Source organism: Enterobacter cloacae complex sp. 418I7 (assembly GCF_050030705.1).
Classification (GTDB): Bacteria; Pseudomonadota; Gammaproteobacteria; order Enterobacterales; family Enterobacteriaceae; genus Enterobacter; species Enterobacter intestinihominis.
Genome location: NZ_JBLGUU010000003.1, coordinates 77109 through 99099, shown reverse-complemented (window position 1 = coordinate 99099; position 21991 = coordinate 77109). Strand labels below are relative to the sequence as shown.

Annotated in this window: 22 protein-coding genes; all 22 read left to right on the top strand. The window is 53.3% G+C overall.

From position 1 onward, the window contains the following. Positions 1–2 precede the first annotated feature (2 nt). The 22 genes from ACQG0S_RS23850 to traQ all read left to right on the top strand — a co-directional run bounded on the left by ACQG0S_RS23850 (position 3) and on the right by traQ (position 21959). Positions 3–1562, top strand: a complete 1560-nt coding sequence (locus ACQG0S_RS23850; protein WP_022649975.1) for a GspE/PulE family protein — start codon at positions 3–5, stop codon at positions 1560–1562. Further along, entirely contained in the window at positions 1555–2649 is a 1095-nt protein-coding gene (locus ACQG0S_RS23845) for a type II secretion system F family protein (RefSeq protein ID WP_032623575.1), read from the top strand. Before ACQG0S_RS23850 ends, ACQG0S_RS23845 begins: the two co-directional genes overlap by 8 nt. A 13-nt stretch (positions 2650–2662) precedes the next feature. Further along, positions 2663–3277, top strand: coding sequence for a type 4 pilus major pilin (locus ACQG0S_RS23840; protein WP_022649977.1), 615 nt, complete (start codon positions 2663–2665; stop codon positions 3275–3277). 84 nt (positions 3278–3361) lie between these two features. Then, positions 3362–3844 (top strand): lytic transglycosylase domain-containing protein, encoded by a 483-nt coding sequence (locus ACQG0S_RS23835; protein ID WP_045261878.1) that lies wholly within the window; start codon positions 3362–3364, stop codon positions 3842–3844. Continuing rightward, positions 3829–4503, top strand: coding sequence for a prepilin peptidase (locus tag ACQG0S_RS23830; RefSeq protein WP_022649979.1), 675 nt, complete (start codon positions 3829–3831; stop codon positions 4501–4503). Before ACQG0S_RS23835 ends, ACQG0S_RS23830 begins: the two co-directional genes overlap by 16 nt. Further along, positions 4500–5834: a shufflon system plasmid conjugative transfer pilus tip adhesin PilV gene (gene pilV, locus ACQG0S_RS23825; protein WP_032627586.1), complete on the top strand. Its 1335-nt coding sequence runs from the start codon at positions 4500–4502 to the stop codon at positions 5832–5834. The genes ACQG0S_RS23830 and pilV overlap by 4 nt, the downstream gene beginning before the upstream one ends. Before the next feature lie 577 nt (positions 5835–6411). Then, positions 6412–7575 carry a site-specific integrase gene (locus ACQG0S_RS23820; RefSeq protein WP_301741653.1) on the top strand — a complete coding sequence of 388 codons (1164 nt, stop codon included), beginning with the start codon at positions 6412–6414 and terminating at the stop codon, positions 7573–7575. 19 nt (positions 7576–7594) lie between these two features. Continuing rightward, positions 7595–8071 carry a hypothetical protein gene (locus tag ACQG0S_RS23815; RefSeq protein WP_022649982.1) on the top strand — a complete coding sequence of 159 codons (477 nt, stop codon included), beginning with the start codon at positions 7595–7597 and terminating at the stop codon, positions 8069–8071. Between the two features lie 146 nt (positions 8072–8217). Continuing rightward, positions 8218–9054, top strand: a complete 837-nt coding sequence (locus ACQG0S_RS23810; RefSeq protein ID WP_022649983.1) for a hypothetical protein — start codon at positions 8218–8220, stop codon at positions 9052–9054. A 105-nt stretch (positions 9055–9159) separates the two neighbouring features. Further along, entirely contained in the window at positions 9160–10365 is a 1206-nt protein-coding gene (locus ACQG0S_RS23805) for a conjugal transfer protein TraF (RefSeq protein WP_022649984.1), read from the top strand. Between the two features lie 108 nt (positions 10366–10473). Continuing rightward, positions 10474–10890 (top strand): hypothetical protein, encoded by a 417-nt coding sequence (locus tag ACQG0S_RS23800; protein WP_123839394.1) that lies wholly within the window; start codon positions 10474–10476, stop codon positions 10888–10890. Positions 10891–10960: 70 nt separating this feature from the next. Beyond that, positions 10961–11434: a DotD/TraH family lipoprotein gene (locus tag ACQG0S_RS23795; RefSeq protein WP_022649985.1), complete on the top strand. Its 474-nt coding sequence runs from the start codon at positions 10961–10963 to the stop codon at positions 11432–11434. After that, a complete protein-coding gene (locus tag ACQG0S_RS23790; RefSeq protein WP_022649986.1) occupies positions 11431–12237 on the top strand; it encodes a type IV secretory system conjugative DNA transfer family protein in 807 nt (268 codons plus the stop codon). Before ACQG0S_RS23795 ends, ACQG0S_RS23790 begins: the two co-directional genes overlap by 4 nt. 12 nt (positions 12238–12249) lie before the next feature. Further along, a complete protein-coding gene (traJ, locus tag ACQG0S_RS23785; RefSeq protein ID WP_022649987.1) occupies positions 12250–13410 on the top strand; it encodes a plasmid transfer ATPase TraJ in 1161 nt (386 codons plus the stop codon). Then, positions 13407–13694 carry a hypothetical protein gene (locus ACQG0S_RS23780; protein ID WP_022649988.1) on the top strand — a complete coding sequence of 96 codons (288 nt, stop codon included), beginning with the start codon at positions 13407–13409 and terminating at the stop codon, positions 13692–13694. Before traJ ends, ACQG0S_RS23780 begins: the two co-directional genes overlap by 4 nt. A gap of 71 nt (positions 13695–13765) precedes the next feature. Next, a complete protein-coding gene (locus ACQG0S_RS23775; RefSeq protein WP_032635082.1) occupies positions 13766–17308 on the top strand; it encodes an LPD7 domain-containing protein in 3543 nt (1180 codons plus the stop codon). 17 nt (positions 17309–17325) lie between these two features. Further along, positions 17326–17676, top strand: coding sequence for a hypothetical protein (locus tag ACQG0S_RS23770; RefSeq protein WP_022649990.1), 351 nt, complete (start codon positions 17326–17328; stop codon positions 17674–17676). 89 nt (positions 17677–17765) lie between these two features. Further along, positions 17766–18383, top strand: coding sequence for a DotI/IcmL family type IV secretion protein (locus tag ACQG0S_RS23765; RefSeq protein WP_179297403.1), 618 nt, complete (start codon positions 17766–17768; stop codon positions 18381–18383). A gap of 10 nt (positions 18384–18393) precedes the next feature. After that, positions 18394–19374 carry a DotH/IcmK family type IV secretion protein gene (locus tag ACQG0S_RS23760; RefSeq protein WP_022649992.1) on the top strand — a complete coding sequence of 327 codons (981 nt, stop codon included), beginning with the start codon at positions 18394–18396 and terminating at the stop codon, positions 19372–19374. After that, positions 19374–20681, top strand: a complete 1308-nt coding sequence (gene traO / locus ACQG0S_RS23755) for a conjugal transfer protein TraO (RefSeq protein WP_022649993.1) — start codon at positions 19374–19376, stop codon at positions 20679–20681. The genes ACQG0S_RS23760 and traO overlap by 1 nt, the downstream gene beginning before the upstream one ends. After that, entirely contained in the window at positions 20662–21435 is a 774-nt protein-coding gene (traP, locus tag ACQG0S_RS23750; protein ID WP_123839398.1) for a conjugal transfer protein TraP, read from the top strand. The genes traO and traP overlap by 20 nt, the downstream gene beginning before the upstream one ends. Next, positions 21435–21959 (top strand): conjugal transfer protein TraQ, encoded by a 525-nt coding sequence (gene traQ / locus ACQG0S_RS23745; RefSeq protein WP_022649995.1) that lies wholly within the window; start codon positions 21435–21437, stop codon positions 21957–21959. The genes traP and traQ overlap by 1 nt, the downstream gene beginning before the upstream one ends. The last annotated feature ends 32 nt before the right edge of the window (positions 21960–21991 follow it).

Below are 21991 nucleotides of genomic sequence, written 5' to 3'. Positions count from 1 at the left end.
CCATGAGCGCTATTACTGCAGAATCTCTTCTGCTGTTTGATGACGGTGACAGGAAAGAAATCCTCATTGATACCAACCAGCGAGTCGACCCAGGTGTACAGGCCGCGCTGATGGACTTAATGAACAAACATCCGGGGATCAAACATCGGTTTGTCACTCTCTCAGACTTACGAGAGGCGCGAAAAAAGCAGGAAGCTCAACCTCAGGCCAGCGATAAGACAGGATTAACTCTGGCAGACCTGGATGGAGACAGCAGCCAAAGTGAACAACGGATCCTGAACTATTTTTCAGTGGCCAAAAAGCTCGGTTCCTCAGATATTCACTTTCTCATTTCAGATTCACTCTTCCAGGTCAAAATGCGCGTCCACGGCTATTTGCATGTGGTGGATGAACGTCGGCGGGAGGAAGGTATATCCCTCTGTGCCACCTGTATTCTCTCGATGTCGGATGTGTCAGAAACCAGCTTCTACCCACACCGGGAACAGGATGCACGACTCTCCCCGGCAATGATGCGGAAAATAGGTCTGTTTGGTGCCCGCTACAGTCACCGCCCAACTGGCGATGGGCTGATTGCGGTTATGCGACTTATTCCGGATGACGGTAACAACGTACCTGACTTCCTGCAACTGGGTTATCTACCCGAACAAATCAAGCTGCTTAAACGCATGATTGACCGACCTGAAGGTAAGATCATCCTCTCGGGGCCAACTGGTTCCGGTAAATCCACCACGCTCCGTACCGCCTGCCGTGAATATCTGGATACCAACCCCGGGCAACACCTTCTGACCATCGAAGACCCACTTGAGGGGCAGGTCGTGGGAGCTGTTCAGACGCCAATCATCTGCGACAAATCAGATGAGGAAGCAGTACGTATCGCCTGGGGAAAAGCTATCTCGTCAGCGCTGCGACTGGATCCGGACGCCATTATGGAGGGTGAAATGCGTGACCTTGTCTCGATGCTGGCCACCATTTATGCCGCCCAGACCGGACACCTGGTGATGACAACCCTGCACACAAACTCAGCACTCGGCATCCCGGAGCGTATGGTTACGCTCGGTGTTAACGAAAATCTGTTGTGTGATGCCCAGCTTTTAATCGGATTAATCAGTCAGCGTCTGGTACCCACACTATGTCCGGAATGCCGTATATCCTGGCAGGATAAGGTCAACACCTTAAGTGACGAGGAAAAGAACTGGCTGGAGAAATACTGCAATATTGAAGGCGTCTGCTCGACCGACAGGCTCTATTTCCATAACCCGGACGGGTGTGAAGCATGCACACAGGTAGTGGAGATCAACGGCCAGGTGCGTGGCAAAGTCGGTCAGGGTATCAGGGGACGTACCGTCATTGCCGAGGTTATCGAGACCAATAACCGTCTTTTTAAGCTGCTGAAAACTGACGGCAAGGTTGCGGCTCGCCAGTTCTGGATAAACAACATGCAGGGGATCAGCCGTGTCCGGCACGTTCTGCATAAAATCAACGAGGGGCTGGTCGACCCGCTGATGGCCAACCGGATCATTCCACTCGATGAAGATGAACGTCTGGAGGTGGATGATGCGTGAAATGCACTTCCTGAAACGACTCCGATATAACCTGGTCCGTAAGACGTTCAGCGGTCAGTATCGTGTTCAGTTCTATGATGCGCTGCGGTTTCTGATTGAAAACCGACAGAAACTAAAGCCTTCACTGGAGAAAATGCGCAATGCATGGACGAACTTCGGCCAGAACTGGCATCCCTACGTTGAGCTGACGGACGACTGTATTGATGCGTTAAGGGAAAACAGCGGCGAAAAAACGCTGGAGCGCACCCTCACCCGGTGGCTACCTGCCGCAGAAGCTTCCGTTATAAGCGCCGGCATACGCAGTGAGTCACTTCCACGCTCACTAAGATACGCCTGTGCCCTGACCCACGCGGGTAAGCGTATTCGCGCAGCTGTATGGCAGATGGCCATCTATCCGATTGGTTTTGCCATCATGTTGTCCAGTTCCATCTATGTACTGAATGCCGAACTACTTCCTACGCTGACAGAAATCAGCCCGCCAGAGAACTGGACCGGGGCGCTAGGGTTTCTTTACGGGATCTCAGTGTATTTCAGTGAGTATGGAGTGATAACCGGCATCGCCGCCACCGCTTTAATTATCTGGACGGTCTGGTCACTCCCGCGCTGGCATCGCCCTGACAGGCTTCGTCGTATATTCGACGGGCTGATGCCATGGTCGGTTTATAAGGATATTCAGGGCGCGACCTTCCTGTTGAATATCGGTGCACTGCTACAGTCCGGCGTAAGAACCAAAGACGCGCTGGAGATCCTGCTGGAAACGGCATCCCCCTGGCTTGCTGTGCGTATTGATGCGATTACCGAACATGTGCGTGAAGGTAAACATTTCGGACTGGCCCTGAAGGACTGTGGTTACGATTTTCCGTCGCAGGAAGCGGCCAACTTCCTCTCCCTTTTGCAGGGTGATGGAGACGATGAAATCATCATTAACTACGGACAGCGCTGGCTTGAACAAACCCTGGAGCGCGTAGCAAAGCGCGCTGTTGTAATCCGCGGACTCATGTTCCTGGCAATGATCCTGATGCTTCTGCTTCTGGTCCTTGTCGTTATGGATATTAATGCCCTTAACAGCTCGTCGGGCTCTTTTTAAATGAGGAAACATCATGCAATTTAATTCTGAACCAACTTCTCAGCCATACAAACCAACTAAGGCGCTTTCGCAACACCGCGGCTGGGGCTTCCTGGAGCAGGGCAGCATCGCGCTAATCGTACTGGTCGTCATCGGGATCGTCCTGGCGGGATACTTCGCCCTCAAAAATAACGTCAACGTAGGTAAGGAGTCGTCGAACATTCAGTCGCTCATCACAAGCACCCAGAACATGATGAAAGGAGGAGATGGATACACATTCACTTCCGGTGCCAAAATGATGGGCTCGCTTATCCAGATGAAACTTCAGCCTAAAAGTATGACTGTACGTGGTACCCCCTCTTCCGGCACCGCCACGCTTTATAATGGATGGGGTGGAGCCGTGACACTGTCACCTGTCACAGTCTCCGGGTTCTCAAATGGATTCTCTTTGACCTACGAAATGGTTCCTCAGGGTGCCTGCGTCTCGCTCGTCACAGCACTCAGTCGCGCCAAAATTGCTGATGCGATCACCATCAACTCCACGGCGCACAGTGATGGGGTTGTGACAACTGAAGAAGCCAGCGCGCAATGCACAGCTGACAATGGCAGCACAGGTACCAACAAGCTGATCTTCACGATGAACAGCTAAGGAGACAACATGCGGAGAGAACGCATTCTCTCCTGCCGCCTGGTAATGACGCTGCTCATTCTGTCCTTTTCCTCCGGCCCATTGATGGCCAGCACGAACTCCCCGCCTGCGACTTTTGATGCCTGCTTTAACAATGCCGGTGCCCGATACCAGATCGAGCCACTGCTGCTTAAGGCAGTGGCCAAAGGGGAGTCTTCGTTCCGTCCATGGGTCACAAACACCAACCGGGATAAAAAGGGTAATCCGGTCAGCACGGACTATGGGTTGATGCAGATTAACTCAACCCATGTTCCTAAGCTCGTCCGGATGGGTGTCATCCAGGGGGCAGAAGACCTGCTGAAGCGCCCCTGTCTGAACATTCAGATAGGGGCGTGGATCCTGGCCAGCCACTTTCAGGTATGTGGTGTGACCTGGAATTGCCTCGGGTCTTACAACGCTGGATTCCGTAAGGATCGGCACGAAACCCGTGAGCAATATGCCAACCGTATCTGGGGGTTCTATCTGGAGCTGAAAGGTCTTCGAGTCTGTCGACAGGTGAAAGGAAAGCGAATATGCGAACCATCATAGTTACGAGTCTGACGACAGCATGGAGTCTGCCGTTACTACTGGGGTTCGCAATCATTGGCAGAGTCCTGATGTGCCGCGTGCTCGAATTTCTGGAGGAGCACCCGATAAACGTTAAGGAACAGAAAACAACCTTGACGGCAGGGATTTGGTTCTTCGCTACTTTCAGTATGATCGCTGCCCTTGCACCGGTTCCTGTTGCTGATCGGGCAGCTGCCATAGTGATGATGGCCTTCCTTCTTCAGGCCGGGAGCACAGACGCAGTCAGTGGATATCTGCCACGAACCTTCACAGTACGGCTGTTACTTGGGGGATTGCTCTGGGGAGCAGCATCAGACGTTTCAGTTGAAAGTATATCTACACAACTGGCGGAGATCGCAGCAACAGTCAGTCTGATGGCACTACTGAGTGTCCTGGTAAACCGGGGCACTCAGCGTCTGGGTCAGGGGGATTTATGGCTGATAACTGGCCTGACTGCCTGGATGGGTGGGAAAGATGCTGCACTGGTCACTCTGTTTGGAGCAGCAGCCTTTGTTCTCTGGCTGCTAACCTGGAATGTATCGGGGAAAAAAGAGGGACCGCTGGGACCCTGGCTTTGTCTTAGCGGGAGTATTTTCCAGCTCACTCTTCTGTATCAACCTGTATGGATATCGATTCTATGAAAAAGCATGATCGTGGCTGGGCAAATCTTGATGTCGCTCTGTCGCTCCTTGTTGTGATGGCAATGGCCGTCTTTGGACTCACTAAATACAAGGACTGGCAACAGGAGAAAAACTGGCAGGTTGAAGCAGCCCATATCAGTACCTACGCAGCAGCTGCGCGTGGCTACGTCGGGCGAAACTATGCCACGCTGTTAAGTGCAACCAGCACTACCGCGCCGACAGTGATCACCACAGCCATGCTTAAAAATACCGGTTTTCTGCCGTCCGGTTTTACCGAAACAAACAGCCAGGGTCAGCGTATGAACACGTACCTGGTCAGAAACGGGCAAAACACGGAATTGTTGCAGGGAATGGTGGTATCAAGCGGTGGAAGTGTATATCCGGCCAAAGCATTGAGGCTGATATCGAGGGACATCAAAACCGGATTCGGAGGATACATCGATGACGGTAAAACTGCCACCGGTGCCTTGCGGACTTGGAAAATCCCGCTGAGTAGCTACGGAGCTACTTCCGGAAATGGACATATCGTCGTGCTCCTCTCAACAGATGAGTTATCTGGTGCACAGGAGGATAACGACAGGTTGTACCGTTTTCAGGTTAATGGCCGCCCCGACCTGAATAAAATGCACACAGCAATAGACATGGGGGGAAATAATCTGAACAGCGTCGGTACCATTAATGGTAAGACAGGAACATTCAGCGGAAATGTGAGTGGTTTAAATGGTATTTTTTCCCAGAATATTACAGCGGGAGCACAGGTAAAAGGAGCTACAGTCCGTGCTGACAGTGACATCAGCGCCGGACGCAATATTACGGCAACAAACGAGGTCTCTGGTGCCACAGTTAAAGCAACAGGCAACCTTTCAGCTGGCGGTGTTTTGCAACTGGGTCAGGTAAACGTTGCAGGTATAGCCTGTTATCCGAATGGGCTGATAAGCCGTGATGCCAGTGGTGGCGTACTTTCCTGTCAATCCGGTGTGTGGATTTCCGGCTCCATTTATAACGGTAGTTACTCTTCGCTAGGGGCATTTGTTTCCACTTACACATCGGTTAACGATACTGGCCGCCCGATGACGGTTTACGCTTCCGGCGGCGTTTCCACTATAGATAGAGGAATTAAAGACGGTGACAATTGCCGTAATACATGGGATCTTAAAGGTATGGTTGACGGACGTATCATTACATCGGCTGGTACCGCTAACTCAGATTGGAGTAAATCCGGAACTATAAACTTCATTATCCCAGCGGGATCGACGTTTAGTGTAACGTCAAACCCCTTACCCTCTTACGGATGCTCACCTGGGAGTTTCAATCTCGTCACCTACCACTGATCAAAAGGCTGCTTAACTGCCGTTATTTATCGCTAAATCCCACTAACATTCAGAGTTGTGGAGTTTGACTGTTGGTAAGCTAAGACGACAGAGTACAGGTAAATAATCTGCAACACGTTACACAACCAGCACATTTCTCATATCAGACTGTCAAGGTTATTGGAAACGAAAGACAGTGAACGATCCGTAGTCACAGCCGTAAGACATCATTCCATTTGAGACAATAGAAAATGAAGACCCATCCGGGACTTCAAAGTTCACTGTCCCTGATTTTTGCCACTGAGAGTTGCCATTTAAATCTCTTGCAACGTACAGCCCCCCAACTTCAGCGACGAGCGAGTATGTATTAACGCAGTTATCAGCATCTCCATAGTTGATTTTTTTGCTAGGTGGATTGCCGCCTGTTACGTACAGGCGATATTGCTTTCCTGTATTATTCGTACCGGAGTAAGAACCTTTAAATGTCCCGAGAACAGTGTAATTACCCTCGGTTATGCCTGTACCCTTCCACACACCGGATTGACAGTGTTATTGCATTTTTCGCACAAGGCTTTATTTTCTTCGCCTTTTGGGAGTAATGATGTCTTCTGTTGCGCGTATTAGAAAAATGTCTCTCAGTCGGGGCCTCGATAAGTATTACGAGTCGGTATCAGTTCACAAAAAGGGACATCTTCAGGAATTTTACCGGGTCAACGTCATTAAGCGTCACCCACTGGCTAACCGGAACATGGATGAGATCACCACAGTTGATATTGCAGCCTACCGTGATGAAAGGCTGATGCAGTTCAACCCAAGGACTGGGAACCCTATCACTGGCAATACAGTAAGGCTTGAACTGGCGCTTTTATCATCTCTATTCGGGATCGCTCGCGTGGAATGGGGAACCTGTCGAAGCAACCCAGTCGAACTGGTACGTAAACCTAAAGTATCCAAAGGTCGTGATCGCCGCCTGACATCCAGTGAAGAGCGCAGACTGTCCCGTTATTTCCGGGAACGAAACTTAATGCTGTATATAATTTTTCATCTCGCGCTTGAGACAGCCATGCGGCAGGGTGAAATCCTTAACCTGCAATGGGAATACATCGACCTGCAGCACGGCGTAGCACATCTGCCCGATACCAAGAATGGCTCATCACGAGATGTTCCTCTCTCACGTAAGGCTCGTAACCTGCTTCAGATGATGCCGGCCCAGCTAAAAGGTAAGTTGTTTTCCTATACGTCATCCGGTTTCAAAAGCGCCTGGCGGAATGCCCTCAAGGAACTCTCTATCGAGAATCTGCATTTTCATGATCTACGGCACGAGGCCATCAGCCGTTTCTTCGAACTCGGTACGCTGAACGTTATGGAGGTCGCAGCTATATCAGGCCATCGCTCGATGAATATGCTAAAACGCTACACCCATCTGAGAGCTTACCAGCTGGTCAGCAAGCTGGACGCGCGACGGCGCCAGACTCAAAAGATCGCCCCCTACTTCGTGCCCTATCCTGCCCAGGTCGAGCAGGACAGCGAAGAATCAGGTGACATCAAGGTAATGCTATGCGATTTCGAAAATCTGACAGTATCAGCGCCGACTCGCGAACTTGCTTTGGCCCGCGCCAGCGAACTGCTACTGCGGACACTGGCTCTTGCAGCCCAGCGCGGCGAACGAGTCCCCGCGCCGGGAGAGCTTCCTGTCAGGACAAACAATCACATCATGATATGTCCGCTTAACCCCGACCTGGCACTGTCGGCCCAGGTATAACTTTTCTTCTGGAGGGGCTGTGTTTCTGATTTTCCTTTCAGCAGTACCACTAACGCTACTGCTGTATTGCCCGATAATGACAATCGTCAGTGCCGTGACGCCCTGGAAAGGGTTCCGAACGGCCTTGGTTCGACATCGTAAGAAGCATTACACAACCCTGCATCTGTCGACATTTGACCGGGTTGGCCATCTTAATCTCCGGCGTGCGGCACGCTTTCACCGGAGCTTTCTGGTCACGTTGCAGCTGGCGCTACAAAGAGACAGCTCGCCGGTGTACTTCACATCCCATCTGATGCGACCGGCACACCTGAAAAGCATGACTATCCTGATGTCAAAAATGGGGGAAACGCACCGCTGGCGCTGCACCACAGTCACGATACCTCCAGCCATCAGAAACGGGATACGGCTGCAAACATTTTTACAGGAATGGCGCTGGATAACCGTACCTGAAACCGGCGTGCTTGTACTCATTCGGCCGCGCCGGAAAGCTCGCTAAAAAAGCAAATACACAAACGTAATTAAAACGAACACGCAAACGCAGTCGATCTACACGATCGAATTAACTCGTTATACATACGCGTCACGATTAATTATTCTTTAACCCACTGAGTAACAAAGTTTAATTTCACTTAAGGGGGCCATGTGGCAAACAGTCTCACAGCAATTTTCACCTCGCTTCTGGCGCTCCCCGACCTTGATCGGAACAGGATTGCAGAACTGCTTCAGCGCAATGATAAGAAGCCCATGCAGACCACATCACTTCGGTTGCGACCTGGTACCCGTCAACTGATTGATGAGCTGTCAGGCAAAATTGGAATTTCTCAGTCAGAGTTGCTGAGTATGGTAATTGAAGGCTCTTTTCGCGATATCTTCCTGCCATTCAGTAATACTGCAATCAGCGTTATAGACCGCTTTGAGCTACTGATGCAGTCACACGAGCTTAGCCCGACAGACATCGCAGAACTGCTGTCGTCATGGAATGTTCGGGTTAGTGTGCTACAGGACAGGGAACGTACAATGGACTATCTGTCCACCCCGCTTCTCCAGGCGCTCGCTGACTGGTTTTTCGTTTCTCCTGGCTGGTTGCTTGGAAGCAACGTTCCCCCTGTCGACACAGGCAGCGCGAGTCATCAATGGCCACAAACGGAAGAAAATTTCCGGGAGGTAATTATTCCTTCAGCCGAAAATAATAATGACAGCATTATTTTCTGGAAGACTGAAAATACAACTGAGGATAAAGATCAGGAACGAAACGGCATATTAATTAAGAAGAAAATATCTTCATCTCAGCTGACATATTTTCCGGTGCTATCCATTATTACGCGCACCCTGAATACAGAGCAGGAATGCTGGAAAGAGCGACTCCTCAGGGAACACGCAGCAACAGGTACTATCCGCCTCGTCACCTTAGGTGCAGGGCTGGCAACAGCACTTGAACACGGAACAACGTTACCCGTACTTATATTCAGACAGCTTTAAACCACGCTGAAAATCTGAATTAAAAAAGAAAAAGGAAATTTTGATGCTGCCGCATCAGGACCTACTTTTGCCCTAAATCCAGACAGGACTACAGGAAATTTACTTATGAAAAAGACTCACATTGCAAAAACACTGATATCTTTCGCCGTCATGATGGCATTTCATGCGGGAGCTGCAACCTCTTATATGGAAGCCCGCAGCGATGCGATGGGCGGGACTGGCGTAGCTTCCGCACATTACGGTACAGCTGCCTTATCCAACCCGGCACTCCTGACGAAATTTGGCGCGAACGATGACTTCAGCCTGGTGCTGCCGTCCGTAGGTGTCCAGGTAGCAGACCCAGATAATGCCATCGATAATACCGATGACGTAAAGGATCTGTGGAACAATTTTGACAATGCAGTTGACCGCCAGAGCGGTGTCAGCGAAAGTGCAGCCGCATTACGCAACAAGTTGGAAGACCTGAAGGACGTAAAAGCAAACGGACAGGTCGGGGCATCTGTCATTGCTACCACTCCTAATAAAGTGCTTCCATTTGCGGTTGTCGTGAAGTCCTGGGGCACCGTTTCCGTAAACGGCAAGGTCAGTGATCACGATCTACAGTATCTCGATAATATCGCCAGCGGCGCCATCCCGTCAGATACGGTAGACAAGGATGCACTAACGTCCCGCGCTTATGGTCGGGCTGCCGTTATCACCGATGTCGGTGTGGCTATGGCGCACGAATTTGAAACAGCGGGACATAGCTGGTCACTGGGGATCACGCCCAAGTATCAACGCATCGATCTTTTCAACTACAGCGCAAAGGTAAACGACTTCGACAAAAATGACCTGAATTCGGATGACTACCGCAATACTAAAACCGGATTTAACGCCGACATCGGTCTGGCAACAAACCTCGGCGACAACTGGATGCTGGGTCTCGCGGTACAGAACATCATCGCCCGCACCGTTGACACTAAAGCAGTGAATGGTGAGAAAGAAACATTCAAAGTAAAACCACAGGCCACTGCAGGCGTGGCATGGAGTAACAGTATCCTGACCACCGCTCTCGATGTGGATCTGACCGAAGCAAGCCGCTTTGAGCGGGATGACAAACGCCAGTTCGCCAGTGTGGGTGCCGAACTGAATGCCTGGAACTGGATGCAGGTACGCGCGGGTTATCGTCAGAACATGGTCTCCAGCGAGGGCAACGCTTTCACTGCGGGTCTGGGCTTCTCTCCTTTCGACGTAGTACATCTGGACCTGACCGGTATTGCAGGAACCGATCGTACCTACGGTGCGGTCGCACAGTTGCAGTTCACGTTCTGATAGTTTAGGGGAAGCCCGCAATGGGCTTCCTCTGCCGTTTCTTTGTGTGTTATCCCCTGTGCACTGGCTGTAATCCCCCCGAACTTTCTCCCGCTGAGACCGTTGAAGATGAAATCTTTCCGATATGTACATGTATTGCATCAGATCAGCAGTGTTGCTTTCAGCAGCCTGATAACTGCGCCAGCCACCGGTTTTTTTATTCTGTTCATGTTATTTGGATTCAACCACTCGCTCGCCGACACCTTCCTTGAACAGGCCCGATCACTTACCGGTGATGCACCACCAGGCATGGTAAGAGAATGTAAACAATCAAACGATAGCGGCCCGCCATCTCCTCTTGTAATGCCTCAGGTATGCAAAACGGTATTAATTGATGAGGATGACTGGAAAGAGCGTGTTGACGATACCATCAGGCAGTTTTATCTCACTTTCTCTGTATTCGGACTTTTATTCTGGATGACCGCAAATAATCAACCATCTGAATTAATTAGCTGGATACGCAGGAAAAGTAAACATCAAAATTAACGGCATCATAAGCCTCGCCCACTGAATCTTCTGGCTTTAATCTCCGTCGCCCCCCGGCAAGGTAACTACCATGAATTGTTTAATGCTTCCCGGCGTGTTGGCCATCTCCCTGCTCGCCGGCTGCCAGTCCTGGACTACGCCATCAACGTCTCCAGTTTCTCCTTCCCCCGACCGTTACGGCGCGGCCTCATCCGTTTCCGTTACCCGTCACACACAGTATCAGATGTGGAATAACGGTGTCTGGTCCGGTTCGAAAACCGCGCCATCATCCATGGAGATCGTTCGCTCCAACAGCGCTGACGTCTCTTTCGACTGGGAAGGTGATGCTGTGGAGCTACTGGATGAACTGGCGCGGGCACGTGGCCTGCAGTTCAACTACAGCGGCGTTCGCCTGCCCTTGCCCGTAACATTGCACGTTCGTGGCATGACGTTCAGCAATGTGTTGCGCGTTATCGAAGCGCAGACCGCATGGCGCGCAACCCTGAATCAGTACCCTGGGCTGCTCCAGCTCAACTTCATGCAACCGGAGACCAGAAAGAAATGAAATGCTTTCTCTTGTTACTATTCCCTGCTCTGCTCCTGACTGGGTGTGCAGGAGAGCGGCCGGCTTCACCGACAGATACAGGGGCACCACCTCCGGATATGCAGGCCTGGCTCAACCCGGAGCGACAAAGACCAGAAGGTCTGTCCGAAACGCGCTGGCAAATGCTTACTGATGCTGGCAGAACACTGGGATTCCGGGGAGGAAAATCCCAGCGGGCATGGGAGTTAACCCAGGCACTCAACGCCCGCGAATCCACCCTCAATGCCCTTTACGATTTCCGTCCACTTATCAGCCCTGAAGGCTGGCTTCCTCCGGTTATTGATGAAGCGCAGGACGTAGCACACATCACTCCTGATCAAATTCGCACAGCCTCAAAAGTCTGGACCATCATCCGACCGGAGCGATTCGTCAGTAACCCGCCCAGCTGGCGCAGCTGGTTACTACGCGGTCTGGCCACCACGGCAACCCCTGGCACAGAAGGTCTGGTTGTGCCGGAAGACAGCGCCCAGAGAAAGGTCTGGGAAGACGCACTGAAAAAAGGCTGGCAGGAAGGTCGCGAAAATGCCGATCTGACCTTTGAGGCCAGCATGAATCAACTCACCCGGGACTATCGCGGCATGATGCTTTATTCCCTGCTCTGGCGACGGGGCATGATTTCCCGGCCGGAAGTCACCGAGCAGCAGCAGACTGTTACTGGCAGTGGTCAGAAGCTCGTTACCGGCGATCGTGTTCGCCGACTCAAATCACATGCATCGTTTGAGCTACAGAAATCACGCTGGCGCCCGTCCGTTACCATCCAGTAAGGAGTTTTCCTCGTGAACATATCAGCTATCCCTGACTCGTTCGGGCTTTTCCCGTTCAGCGGTGCCTATACCGCCGACGAGTTCAGGACATTTTTTGCCTGGTGTTCGGCACATGGAGTCAGTGATGTGGATCTGGTTGGCGGCTCACCAGTTTCAGTGAGTCGTTATGGCCGACGTGAGAGAGTCTCAGACACCATACTGCCGAATATCATGCTGGGAAATATGCTTGACGACCTGCTGGGGCCAGAAGTGCGCCCCCGAGTGCAGGGTGGAAGACCGCTGGACAGAGCCATTCAAATCGACGGCGACATGCATGGGCGATATGGCCTGGAAAGGGGGGAACGCGTGCGGCTACGCGCGCACATCATCCAGGGGACATCTGCCCGGGAAGAAAAGGCTCTCTCCGTCACTCTGCGTGTGATCCCCCACATCATTCCCGATTTTCTGAAGCTGGGTATCGAGCCCGATCTGGCGGCGGCAATGCTGCCAAAAACCGGGCTGGGTCTTATTTGCGGTGAAACGGGTTCGGGTAAATCAACGTTGCAGGCGTCGTTGTATCGCCACTGCCAGGACACACAGCCCGATCGCAAAATTGTGACCTACGAAGATCCAGTAGAGTACATTCTCGGCCGCCCCGACGACCTTCTGCCGCCGCATCAGGCTCAGGTAAGACGTGACGTCGCAAGTTTTGCAGATGGGCTTCGCTCCGCAATGCGCCGAAACCCGGAGGTCATCGGTATCGGGGAAATTCGTGACACGGAAACAGCAGAGGCTTCTGTCCAGGCTGGTGAAAGCGGACATTTAACCATCGGTACACTGCACTCTAAATCACCAGGTGAAACCCTGAACCGACTGCTTGGTCTGTTTCCGCCTCAGATTCGTGATGCACGCGCCTGGGAGATGCTTGGGATGTTACGGTTTATCGTAGTCCAGGTACTTGTCAGAACGACAGACGGCAAACGCCGGGCTCTCCGGGAATACATCGTCTTCGACGATGAGCTACGCGATGCACTACAGAATCTCCCGTCAGAGAAGTGGCCGGCCCACATCGATAACATCCTGAGACTGGAGAAAAGGCGCATTATCGATCAAGTGCGTGAAGGTTACGTAACGGGTGATATAGACAGACACGAAGCGGCACTCTACCTACCGACACAGGAGCTTAGACATTGAAACGAGAAGGATTCTGGCGCTATGCCACACCGCCTGTCACCTTTTTTGGTATCCCGCTGCCGTTCCTTTTGCTGTATCTGGTCTGGTTTCGCTGGCCGTCCATGAAGACGCTGTATATCTGTTCCGCCATTCTGGGATTCTTTGTTGCCCTGAATTTCTTTGGCTGGAGTGTACGGGCTATCTGCCTGCGCGTAATAAGTACCTTCAGGGGAAAGATTGCCTCCGGTCGCCCCTGGTGGTACCGGCATTTTGTTGAAAAACCACGAGACTGGACTGGTCTCTGAACCCGATGTAACCCGTTCGTTCCCCATAGCGCTCCCGCGCTACTCCCTCAATATCTTCCAGGAATGTGACCATGCAAAAAAGTCACCGCGTATGGCTTGCCGTACCTCACGAAGAGAAGGACGACGCCATCAACGCCCACCCGCGTCTCAGCGATGGGCAGAAAGCCCTTAAATGGGACGATGAGCACCGCCTCTGGTATGCCCGACCAGGAGCCGACCTGACCAGGTTCGAGCGATGGATGCCCCGCCCCCATGAACTGTCGATGAATGCGGACGATCCGGTAACAGAGTTTGCTCAAAAACTTGAAGAAGCAGGGCTGCTAGTTAAGGGGCTCCCCGTGATGGATGGAAGCCTTCAGCGCGTACCGACGAAACAGGACAAGAAAGGTTCGAAAAGCGGAGCTTACAAGGCTTACCTGGACGGGCGCCCTGCCGGATGGTACCGCGATTATCGCAGCGCCGACGCTAAACCGACGCAGTGGGTGTTTTCAGGTGGTGGCGAGATGGATCCGCTTGCGCGTCTTCATCTCCGTGCACACGCCCAGCAAACGCGTGAAGACAATGCCCGTGCTCTGGAGCAACAGTACAACCGGCAGGCGGAGTACGCCGCCCGATATGTTGACCGCTACCCGCAGGCTACAACGAACGCCTATCTGACCCGTAAGGGTGTGGAGGCTGCGCCGGGTATAAGAATCAACGATAAGCAAGAACTTGTGATCCCCTTCAGCAATGCGCATGGCGACATACGCTCTTACCAGCGTATTCCGCTCACCGGCGGAAAAGACGCCCGCATCCTTAAAGACAGTGAAAAAACAGGTAACTGGTTTGCACTGGGGACGCCACAGAATGGCCTGCCTTTGCTGTTTGCTGAAGGATATGCCACAGCAGCCTCTCTGCATGAGGCATCAGGTCTGCCGGTACTGATGACGGTTGATGCGGGAAACATGATTGCCGTTGGCCAGAATGCTCGTGCCGTTTGGCCTGACAGTCCTTTTATTTTCTGTGCAGACAATGATCATCAGCTGAAGAATGCGCAGACAGGACAACCTGAAAATAAGGGCATCCTGAGCGCTGAGAAAGCGGCAGAACTCACGGGCGGCAGAGTCATCGCCCCTGATTTCACCGAAGAAGAAAAAGCACGCTTGCTGACGGACTTCAACGATCTCGATATCAGCAGGGGCAGAGAAGCCTTCCGTGAGCACATCAGCGACCGCCTCAGGTCTGCCGGCATCGATATCCGGACAGACTACGCACCCAACGATGCACAATTTCTCTCACAACAGGACCCAAAAATGGAAAATCTGGAAAGTCAGGAATCCGGCCAGTCTTCGATTGCCCCGGATGAACCTGTCGTTATTCCGTCTGAAAGCCACAGGCAGGATGAGTCAGTAAACCCAGCGCCTCCCGCCCCGCCTGAACCTGAAATAATCTCTCCGGCAGCGGTGATGCCGCCCGATGAAGCCAGTATCAGTGCGGCACCGGTTGAGAATAAGGCTGAACACGATGAACCCGCCCCCACGTCCCTGCGAGACGCTGATGTTTTAATTCCTGATACGCAGAGCACCACGGACGTGACGATCGCGACATCTTCTGCGGATGCCGGTCAGCGTAGTCATAGTGCCATCGAATCAGGATCGAATATACCGGTCCCTGGCCTCGATGATTATGCAGACATACGCGCGCAGATGGACGACCCACAATTTGCTGAATGGGTGAACAGTCAGTCTGATGACATTCCCCATATGCCTGCTCAGGAACGACAGACAGACCATGAACTGTCAGAAACGGGCAAACAAACCCTGAAGCCTGAGGCTGCGTCACATGAAACAGACGCTGAGTCTCCGGAGCCGATCGTTCCTGAATTACCAATCCCTCCACAGTCCCCCGGAGCAACATCAACCGGGCAAAAACAGGAGCAGACGCAAACTGCCGATGTGGATCCAAACACGTCAGAGCCCTCCCCGGGCAGGAAGGAAACGGCAGAGAGTGAGATGCATGAAGCGGATGGGCTTGTCTACGGACCGCGAAGGCCGGAACCGCTTCAGCGAGAAGATCTCGATGAAATCATTAAAGCCCTGTCAACGGAAGAACAGCGTGACAATAAGGTGCTTTACCGTCTCGACGGGGAAGATGCGTTTCACGATCTCGGCAACCGTCTCGAAATGTGTAACGGTGCGAGTGAGGACAAGCGCAAGGTGCTCGCCGCGCTGGCCGTGGCATCACGCTATTACGGCGGTGTGGTGGAGCTCACCGGCAGTACGCAGTTTAAAGAGCAGGCCATGCGGCTCATTATTGAATATGACCTCGATATCCGAATGAAGCTGCCTGCGCAGCGCGCGCAGCTTGAGACTATGCGGCAACAGTTTGGGGCAACCAGGGATTCAGTCACAACACATATTCCTACGCCGGATCTGAACCGACAGACTCCATCACCTGATGCCGCATCGCCAGTGTCACCGGCAACAGCCGCCCCCGAAGCTGTTACCCCTGACGCTCCGGGCATACCCGTGCCCCCCGTATCACCCACGCCGTCAGCACAGGCAACTGCCGCAAAGCAGCCTGCCGTTTCACCCTCAACAGAGCCTGTAGCGCCTAAGCAGGCCGACAGCATCCGGGTCCCTGATATGCCCGCTGAGCCCGCCCCCTCTGCACTGAAACCAGGCCAGAGCGTCACGGCGGTCCTCAAGAACTTTGGTGAAGCGATGTACGAAAATAAAGAGCAAAAGGGCAAGAGCTTCTTTATCGAGCTACAGAACCGCGGTGGAAGTCATACCTACTGGGGGCAGGATTTACGGGAGTTGATCGCGCACCACAAAACCGGCGATGTGGTCACGCTGACGCTCAATTCCCGTGACAGCTGGCAGGTACCTGGTGAGGAAAAAGAGCGCGTAAAAAATAACTGGTCATTGACGTCCGCCTCAACAGGTCTTGCCGTGGCACATGATCGACCGGAGCAGGGACAGCCTCTTCAGGCTTTCCCGGTCGATACGTTTGGCCGCCTCACACAGCAAATCCGACAGGCTTGGCCTGAGTACACCACAGACCTGAAGCTGCCACCTCGCCTGGAAGAGCGTCAGTTTTATCTGGGCGAAGACAGGCATCCTGTAAAGTCACCGGTAGCCGCGGCCAGCATTTCGCCACCGTCCACGGAAGCACCAGACAGGCTGGTACCCGTCATGGCCTCTATGGACACACAGTCAAACCAGTTAGATCTGCTGCTTGTCCAGTCTGCGGGGGAACACCTGCAGGGGATGGTTCGTCTGGATGGCACGCTGTATCCGGCACTGGCCACGCCAACCACAGACAACAGTCAGCTGGTTATTAATGCCATCACCGATGACGGTCCCCGCTTTGTAGGCTACGGACAGGCGGTGAATTTCGAACCCGACGGCACCACCCGTGCCGCACCTCAGCTGATGACGTTCCACCTGAAAGGTCGGGAAGAGGATACACCGCTTCCCGCCCGGCTCTACACACCGGAAAAACAGGCAGATACCTTGTTCCAGCGCCTCGGTTTTGAACAGACCTGGAAACAATGGGATGACGCCCGAAAGCCGGAGGGCAGACAGGAAAAAGCGCTTCATCAGGAACACTCCCACAGCCCCGGCCGCTAAGCCGATAAGGAGAGAGAATGCGATATCACATGCTTAAAGCCGGACTTTTGTCCGGCTTCATGCTTTTTTCTGCCGCCGCTGCGGCGGCAACCTGCCGAGCAGGAAGTGCTGCTGAAGCGGGTAGCCAGGCTGGTTATGAGCGAGCCAGGGCGGCCGCAACAGCCTGGGAACAGCGCGAAAGCAATGTCTCATCCTCCCTGCAGTCCTGTCTGTCCCGTATCAAGAACGTCAAGGTGACCCTGCCGCAATTCCCCGGGCTCGATGAAATCATTTCGCAACTGGAAAATAAGGTCTGCGAAGCGGCCCTGGATAAAGTCAACGAACAGATCCCAGACAACATCGATCCCTGGAAAAACTTCAACTCCTGAAACCTATGACAAAACAGACACAATCAGCCCCCCCTGCAAAGGGGCGGGCCCCCTCCCCTGCGGAGGATCCGCTGAAAAACGCCGTGAACATGATGAAAACGGCAGAAAAACGCCAGAAAATGGCACCAGAGCTGATGAAGAGTAACCTCCTGCTGGGGAGTGGCCTGCTTATCAGCATCATCCTCAATGCTGGCCTGACCTGGGCTCTGATACAACAGCCACGGGATTACTTTGCCACCGACAGTGGGCGCCTGGTTCGCCTGGCTCCCACTTCCGAACCAGCATGGAGCCAGGACGATGCCATCGCCTTTGGCAGCAAGGCTCTGATGCGGGCCTTTAACCTGGACTTCGTTCATTATCGTGAACAGGTATCCTCTACAGCATCGCTGTTCTCTGAAGCAGGACACGCCAGTTACATCCAGGCGCTAACCAACTCCAATATCTACGATGCCCTGAAACGCGAGCGTATGAATCTTACCGGTTCCGTAGGGGCTGGTGTCGTCATCCGGCGTGGGCGTCTGTCTGACGGAACCTGGTTCTGGACAATGCAGTATCCGGTACGTTTGCGCCTGGTTGGGCAGACGACCAGCAAGCCTGAACAACCGTTTGTTTTCGAAATTACCATCCAGCGCGTAGATCCACGACAGAAACCCGTCGGGATGGAAATCCGCCAGATGATCTCACGCAACGCTCCCCGCAATCTCTGAGGCTCCCGCCATGAAACTTCGTTATCTCATGACCACACTACTGCTGTGTGGTCCGGCCCTCGTAGCCGCCGCTGACAATACTGGCTGGCAGGATGCCAGGACGCCTGGTGCAACAACTGCCGCCGCTCCTCAGGGGGCAGAAGCGCAAACAACAGGTGTACCGGCAACCCGGATTAGTGGAGAGCTCCCGCCCCCGGAACAAAGCTCGCCGCTGGTAGATGAGGCAGCAGGTTTAGACTCGCCTCTGTCAGCGGATGAGATACGCGAATTGAGGCTTCGACTGACCGACAACGAGCGTTCTGTAAATGCCCCAATGATAAGCGTGGTTCCGCGTATCAGTTCATTAACCCTCAATCTTTCTCCAGGCGCCAGTATCCCGCTGGTACGCACGGCCATGAATAACCAGAGCGTCGTCACCCTGACGGACATCAATGGCGCACCGTGGCCACAGTCAGATCCGCCAATTAATGCCAGCCCGAAGAGTTTTGATGTGAAGTTCAATGCTGGAACCAACATGCTGGCCATAACACCACTGCGCCCGTGGGCTGCGGGGAATATTTCCGTATATCTGAAAGGGCTTGATGTTCCAATCATGATCAATGTGACAAGTGGTGAGACAGACACCCGTACTGCCAGTCAGGAGATCGACAGTCGGCTGGATTTACGCGTCCCGCGTCTGGGTCCTGGCTCAGCAGCCCCGGGCGTACCCGTCGATAAAATCGCACTCCACAGCGCCACGTTGCAGGCTTTTCTGGATGGCACACCACCAGAAGATGCCCGTCGCCTTAAATTCCAGGGCAACGTCCCTGACACTGCGATCTGGCAAAGCGGTGATGATCTGATGGTCCGTTCCCGCGCAATGCTGCGCGACGAGTTTGAACAGACACTCTCTTCAGCGGATGGTACGCATCTCTGGAAACTCCCCGTCACCCCGTTACTGACCTTCTCAGTAAACGGGAAATCCGTTCACGTCACGCCGGAGCTTCAGTAATGAGCGCAGAACAGGATGCCGGTAAGAACGGCAAAAAACTTTTTTCAATAATTGGATTTAGTGCCCTGGTTTTAGTGACCGCGGGTTATCTGGCCATGTCGTGGCTGACACATGACCCTTCAGGAACAGATTCTGCCGTCAACCTTAACGGTACGGCCTCAAGTGCCGTAACCACCACGACGGAGAGCCCGCGTTACCGTGAACTGCTTAAAGCCTCAAACGATTTAGGCGCGCAGGAAGCCGCACGGACCGATTCATCCTTCATCGCCAGTCTCCCGGTCGGCCTTGAAGTCACGGAACCCCCTCCGGATAAGGTGCCAGAAACAAAACCGGTGGACCTGCCACCTCCGCCGCCAGCAGCATCACGCCATGCGGAAAACCCGGCCGGAGAAGAGCAGGCAAACGAAAAGCGCCAGGCTCAACTGCAAAAACTGCTTAAGCGGATCAGTGACGCACAGACTGGCGGCGATGCACCGGTGCTGGCAACTGCCCTGGCAAGTGTTACGCAGACATCGCCAGCGACTGGCACAAGAAACCTGGCAGAGACAAAAACTGAAACAGAGAGTGCACAGGTCTTCATCCACGCACTTACGCGTGCGGCCGGTTATATGGAGACTGCCGTGGATTCAGATAACCCCAACTCAGAGGTTGTTGCGGTTATTCCTGCCGGGCCGCTGGCTGGCGCAAGACTTCACAGTTCGTCAGCAAAACTTGCCGGCAATGGACTGGATATCAGATTTACCAGTATGAGTTGGAACGGCATGGAGCTGAACGTCAATGCAAGCGCACAGAGTGAGAAAAACCTGATGTCTTCTGTGGCCTCCGATGTTAACCATCGATGGGGAACACACATCGTTCTGCCCGCTGTACTGGGAGGTCTTGGTGATCTTGGCGGTCTGTACAAGGATGCTAACACTCAGGTTATGCAGTCCAGTGTCGGTACCGTCACCGGACGAGTGGGTAAACCTGATGGCAGCACAGTGGCTGGTGTAATGGTTGGCGGCACAGCCCAGACCGGGGCGGAAGTCATCAAACAGGAGATGGCCCGTGAGCCGTTCCGCCAGGTCACCGTGAAGCAGAAAGAAGTTATCTCCATTCTCTTCGTTGACTCGGTTACTTCTGACGACATTGTCAGCAGTAATAAAGCGGCTCGTCCCGCAATCAATAGCACCTTATCAGCACCCGCTGCCGCAGAGCAGCAAACCGAAACCCGCCTGCAGGAAGCCATCGCGCGCCGCCAGGCTGAAATCCGTCGTCAGTATGGCGATACCGTACCCGTGAGGAACAATGATGAACCAGAAAATTGATATGCCTGAAGAAGAAACACTGGAAAGCGAGGATGATTTTGGCGCGCCAGATCCTCGCGAGAAACCGCCCTTCTGGAAGCGAGACCTGCTGTTTGGCTATTCTCTGCCGTGGCTTCTCGGGATAACGCTTCTGGCAGTGGCCAGCCTCTGGTACCTGTTCGGTCCATCACTGTCATTGACGAATAATACGCCGTCTGAAACCAGCTTCAGTGAAGTTGAAAATACACTCGACGGTGCACAGCATAGTACGGTTGAGTCTGTTCCGCAGCAGGCTGTCTCGCCAGCCGCGGCGCAACCGGCGGCACATACGTCCCTGCCAATGGCTCAGGACGACAGGGCGAGCATGATGACGGATATCCGTGACGAGCTGAACGATCGTGACCGCAAGATAAATGACTCTCTGACGTCGCTTAAAGACAGCGTTACGCGCCTGTCTGATGCTATCAAAAGGGATGAGGCTTACGCAGTAGAAACGCGTGCACAGCTTAATGAGCTGACACAGAAGCTGGCTGTTCTGGAAACCCGCGTAAGCACCTCTGATGCCTCAAAAACAGCTTCCCGGCCCCAAAAACGGCAGACAACCAGTGCTGTTGCAGGCATGAAAATCATGTCGCTGGAAGCAGGAATGGCGTGGATCAAATGGCAGGGCAGTACCTGGTCAGTCCGGGAGGGGGATACGCTGGGTAAAGTCACTATTCGTCAGATTGATCCTGCCACGCGCTCTGTGGTGACAACCGGAGGAACCCTGCGCTAATGGCACTGGATGCCGTCACGCTAATAGAGAATCTTGCTTCGGGCATCTTCACCGCTGGGCTGGATTTATTATTCAGCTGGTCCGAGATGATTGGTTTTTTTGGCCTCATCGCACTTCTGACCCGGCAACGTTCCAGTCGAAGTCCATTGTCCCCGGGCAAGTTTGCTATTGGCCTTTTTTCCTGCGCCGCGCTGGTATCTCTCCCCTCCATCATTAATGCCAGTGGTGCGCAGCTTGGCTTTGGCGCCACATCTTTTGATGCAATCGCGTATGTGCAACCCGCCACCTACGGCGTTGCTGCCGGGGCTGCTAACGCCGTACTTTCTCTGGTCCGGCTAGCAGGAGTGGGGTTTGTCTATGCGGCACTCGATATGTTTCGACGATCAGAGCTTGAGGGGCACACCGCACTCAGTTCAAGTGAAAGCATTCGCGCTGCGACAGTAAAACTGTTTGCAGGGACCGGTATGGTCTTTTCACCTCAGCTCATCGATGCCGCACTTGCCACTCTCGGCCTCTCTTTTTAACACACTTCGTTTTTTTATAACCCAAGGAGACA

What these genes read in the sequence shown, in the direction of transcription:
- ACQG0S_RS23850 (WP_022649975.1), top strand. Translation starts at nt 3, where the DNA reads ATGAGCGCTATTACTGCAGAATCTCTTCTGCTGTTTGATGACGGTGAC.
- ACQG0S_RS23845 (WP_032623575.1), top strand. Translation starts at nt 1,555, where the DNA reads ATGCGTGAAATGCACTTCCTGAAACGACTCCGATATAACCTGGTCCGT.
- ACQG0S_RS23840 (WP_022649977.1), top strand. Translation starts at nt 2,663, where the DNA reads ATGCAATTTAATTCTGAACCAACTTCTCAGCCATACAAACCAACTAAG.
- ACQG0S_RS23835 (WP_045261878.1), top strand. Translation starts at nt 3,362, where the DNA reads ATGGCCAGCACGAACTCCCCGCCTGCGACTTTTGATGCCTGCTTTAAC.
- ACQG0S_RS23830 (WP_022649979.1), top strand. Translation starts at nt 3,829, where the DNA reads ATGCGAACCATCATAGTTACGAGTCTGACGACAGCATGGAGTCTGCCG.
- pilV (WP_032627586.1), top strand. Translation starts at nt 4,500, where the DNA reads ATGAAAAAGCATGATCGTGGCTGGGCAAATCTTGATGTCGCTCTGTCG.
- ACQG0S_RS23820 (WP_301741653.1), top strand. Translation starts at nt 6,412, where the DNA reads ATGATGTCTTCTGTTGCGCGTATTAGAAAAATGTCTCTCAGTCGGGGC.
- ACQG0S_RS23805 (WP_022649984.1), top strand. Translation starts at nt 9,160, where the DNA reads ATGAAAAAGACTCACATTGCAAAAACACTGATATCTTTCGCCGTCATG.
- ACQG0S_RS23800 (WP_123839394.1), top strand. Translation starts at nt 10,474, where the DNA reads ATGAAATCTTTCCGATATGTACATGTATTGCATCAGATCAGCAGTGTT.
- ACQG0S_RS23795 (WP_022649985.1), top strand. Translation starts at nt 10,961, where the DNA reads ATGAATTGTTTAATGCTTCCCGGCGTGTTGGCCATCTCCCTGCTCGCC.
- ACQG0S_RS23790 (WP_022649986.1), top strand. Translation starts at nt 11,431, where the DNA reads ATGAAATGCTTTCTCTTGTTACTATTCCCTGCTCTGCTCCTGACTGGG.
- ACQG0S_RS23775 (WP_032635082.1), top strand. Translation starts at nt 13,766, where the DNA reads ATGCAAAAAAGTCACCGCGTATGGCTTGCCGTACCTCACGAAGAGAAG.
- ACQG0S_RS23770 (WP_022649990.1), top strand. Translation starts at nt 17,326, where the DNA reads ATGCGATATCACATGCTTAAAGCCGGACTTTTGTCCGGCTTCATGCTT.
- ACQG0S_RS23765 (WP_179297403.1), top strand. Translation starts at nt 17,766, where the DNA reads ATGATGAAAACGGCAGAAAAACGCCAGAAAATGGCACCAGAGCTGATG.
- ACQG0S_RS23760 (WP_022649992.1), top strand. Translation starts at nt 18,394, where the DNA reads ATGAAACTTCGTTATCTCATGACCACACTACTGCTGTGTGGTCCGGCC.
- traO (WP_022649993.1), top strand. Translation starts at nt 19,374, where the DNA reads ATGAGCGCAGAACAGGATGCCGGTAAGAACGGCAAAAAACTTTTTTCA.
- traP (WP_123839398.1), top strand. Translation starts at nt 20,662, where the DNA reads ATGATGAACCAGAAAATTGATATGCCTGAAGAAGAAACACTGGAAAGC.
- traQ (WP_022649995.1), top strand. Translation starts at nt 21,435, where the DNA reads ATGGCACTGGATGCCGTCACGCTAATAGAGAATCTTGCTTCGGGCATC.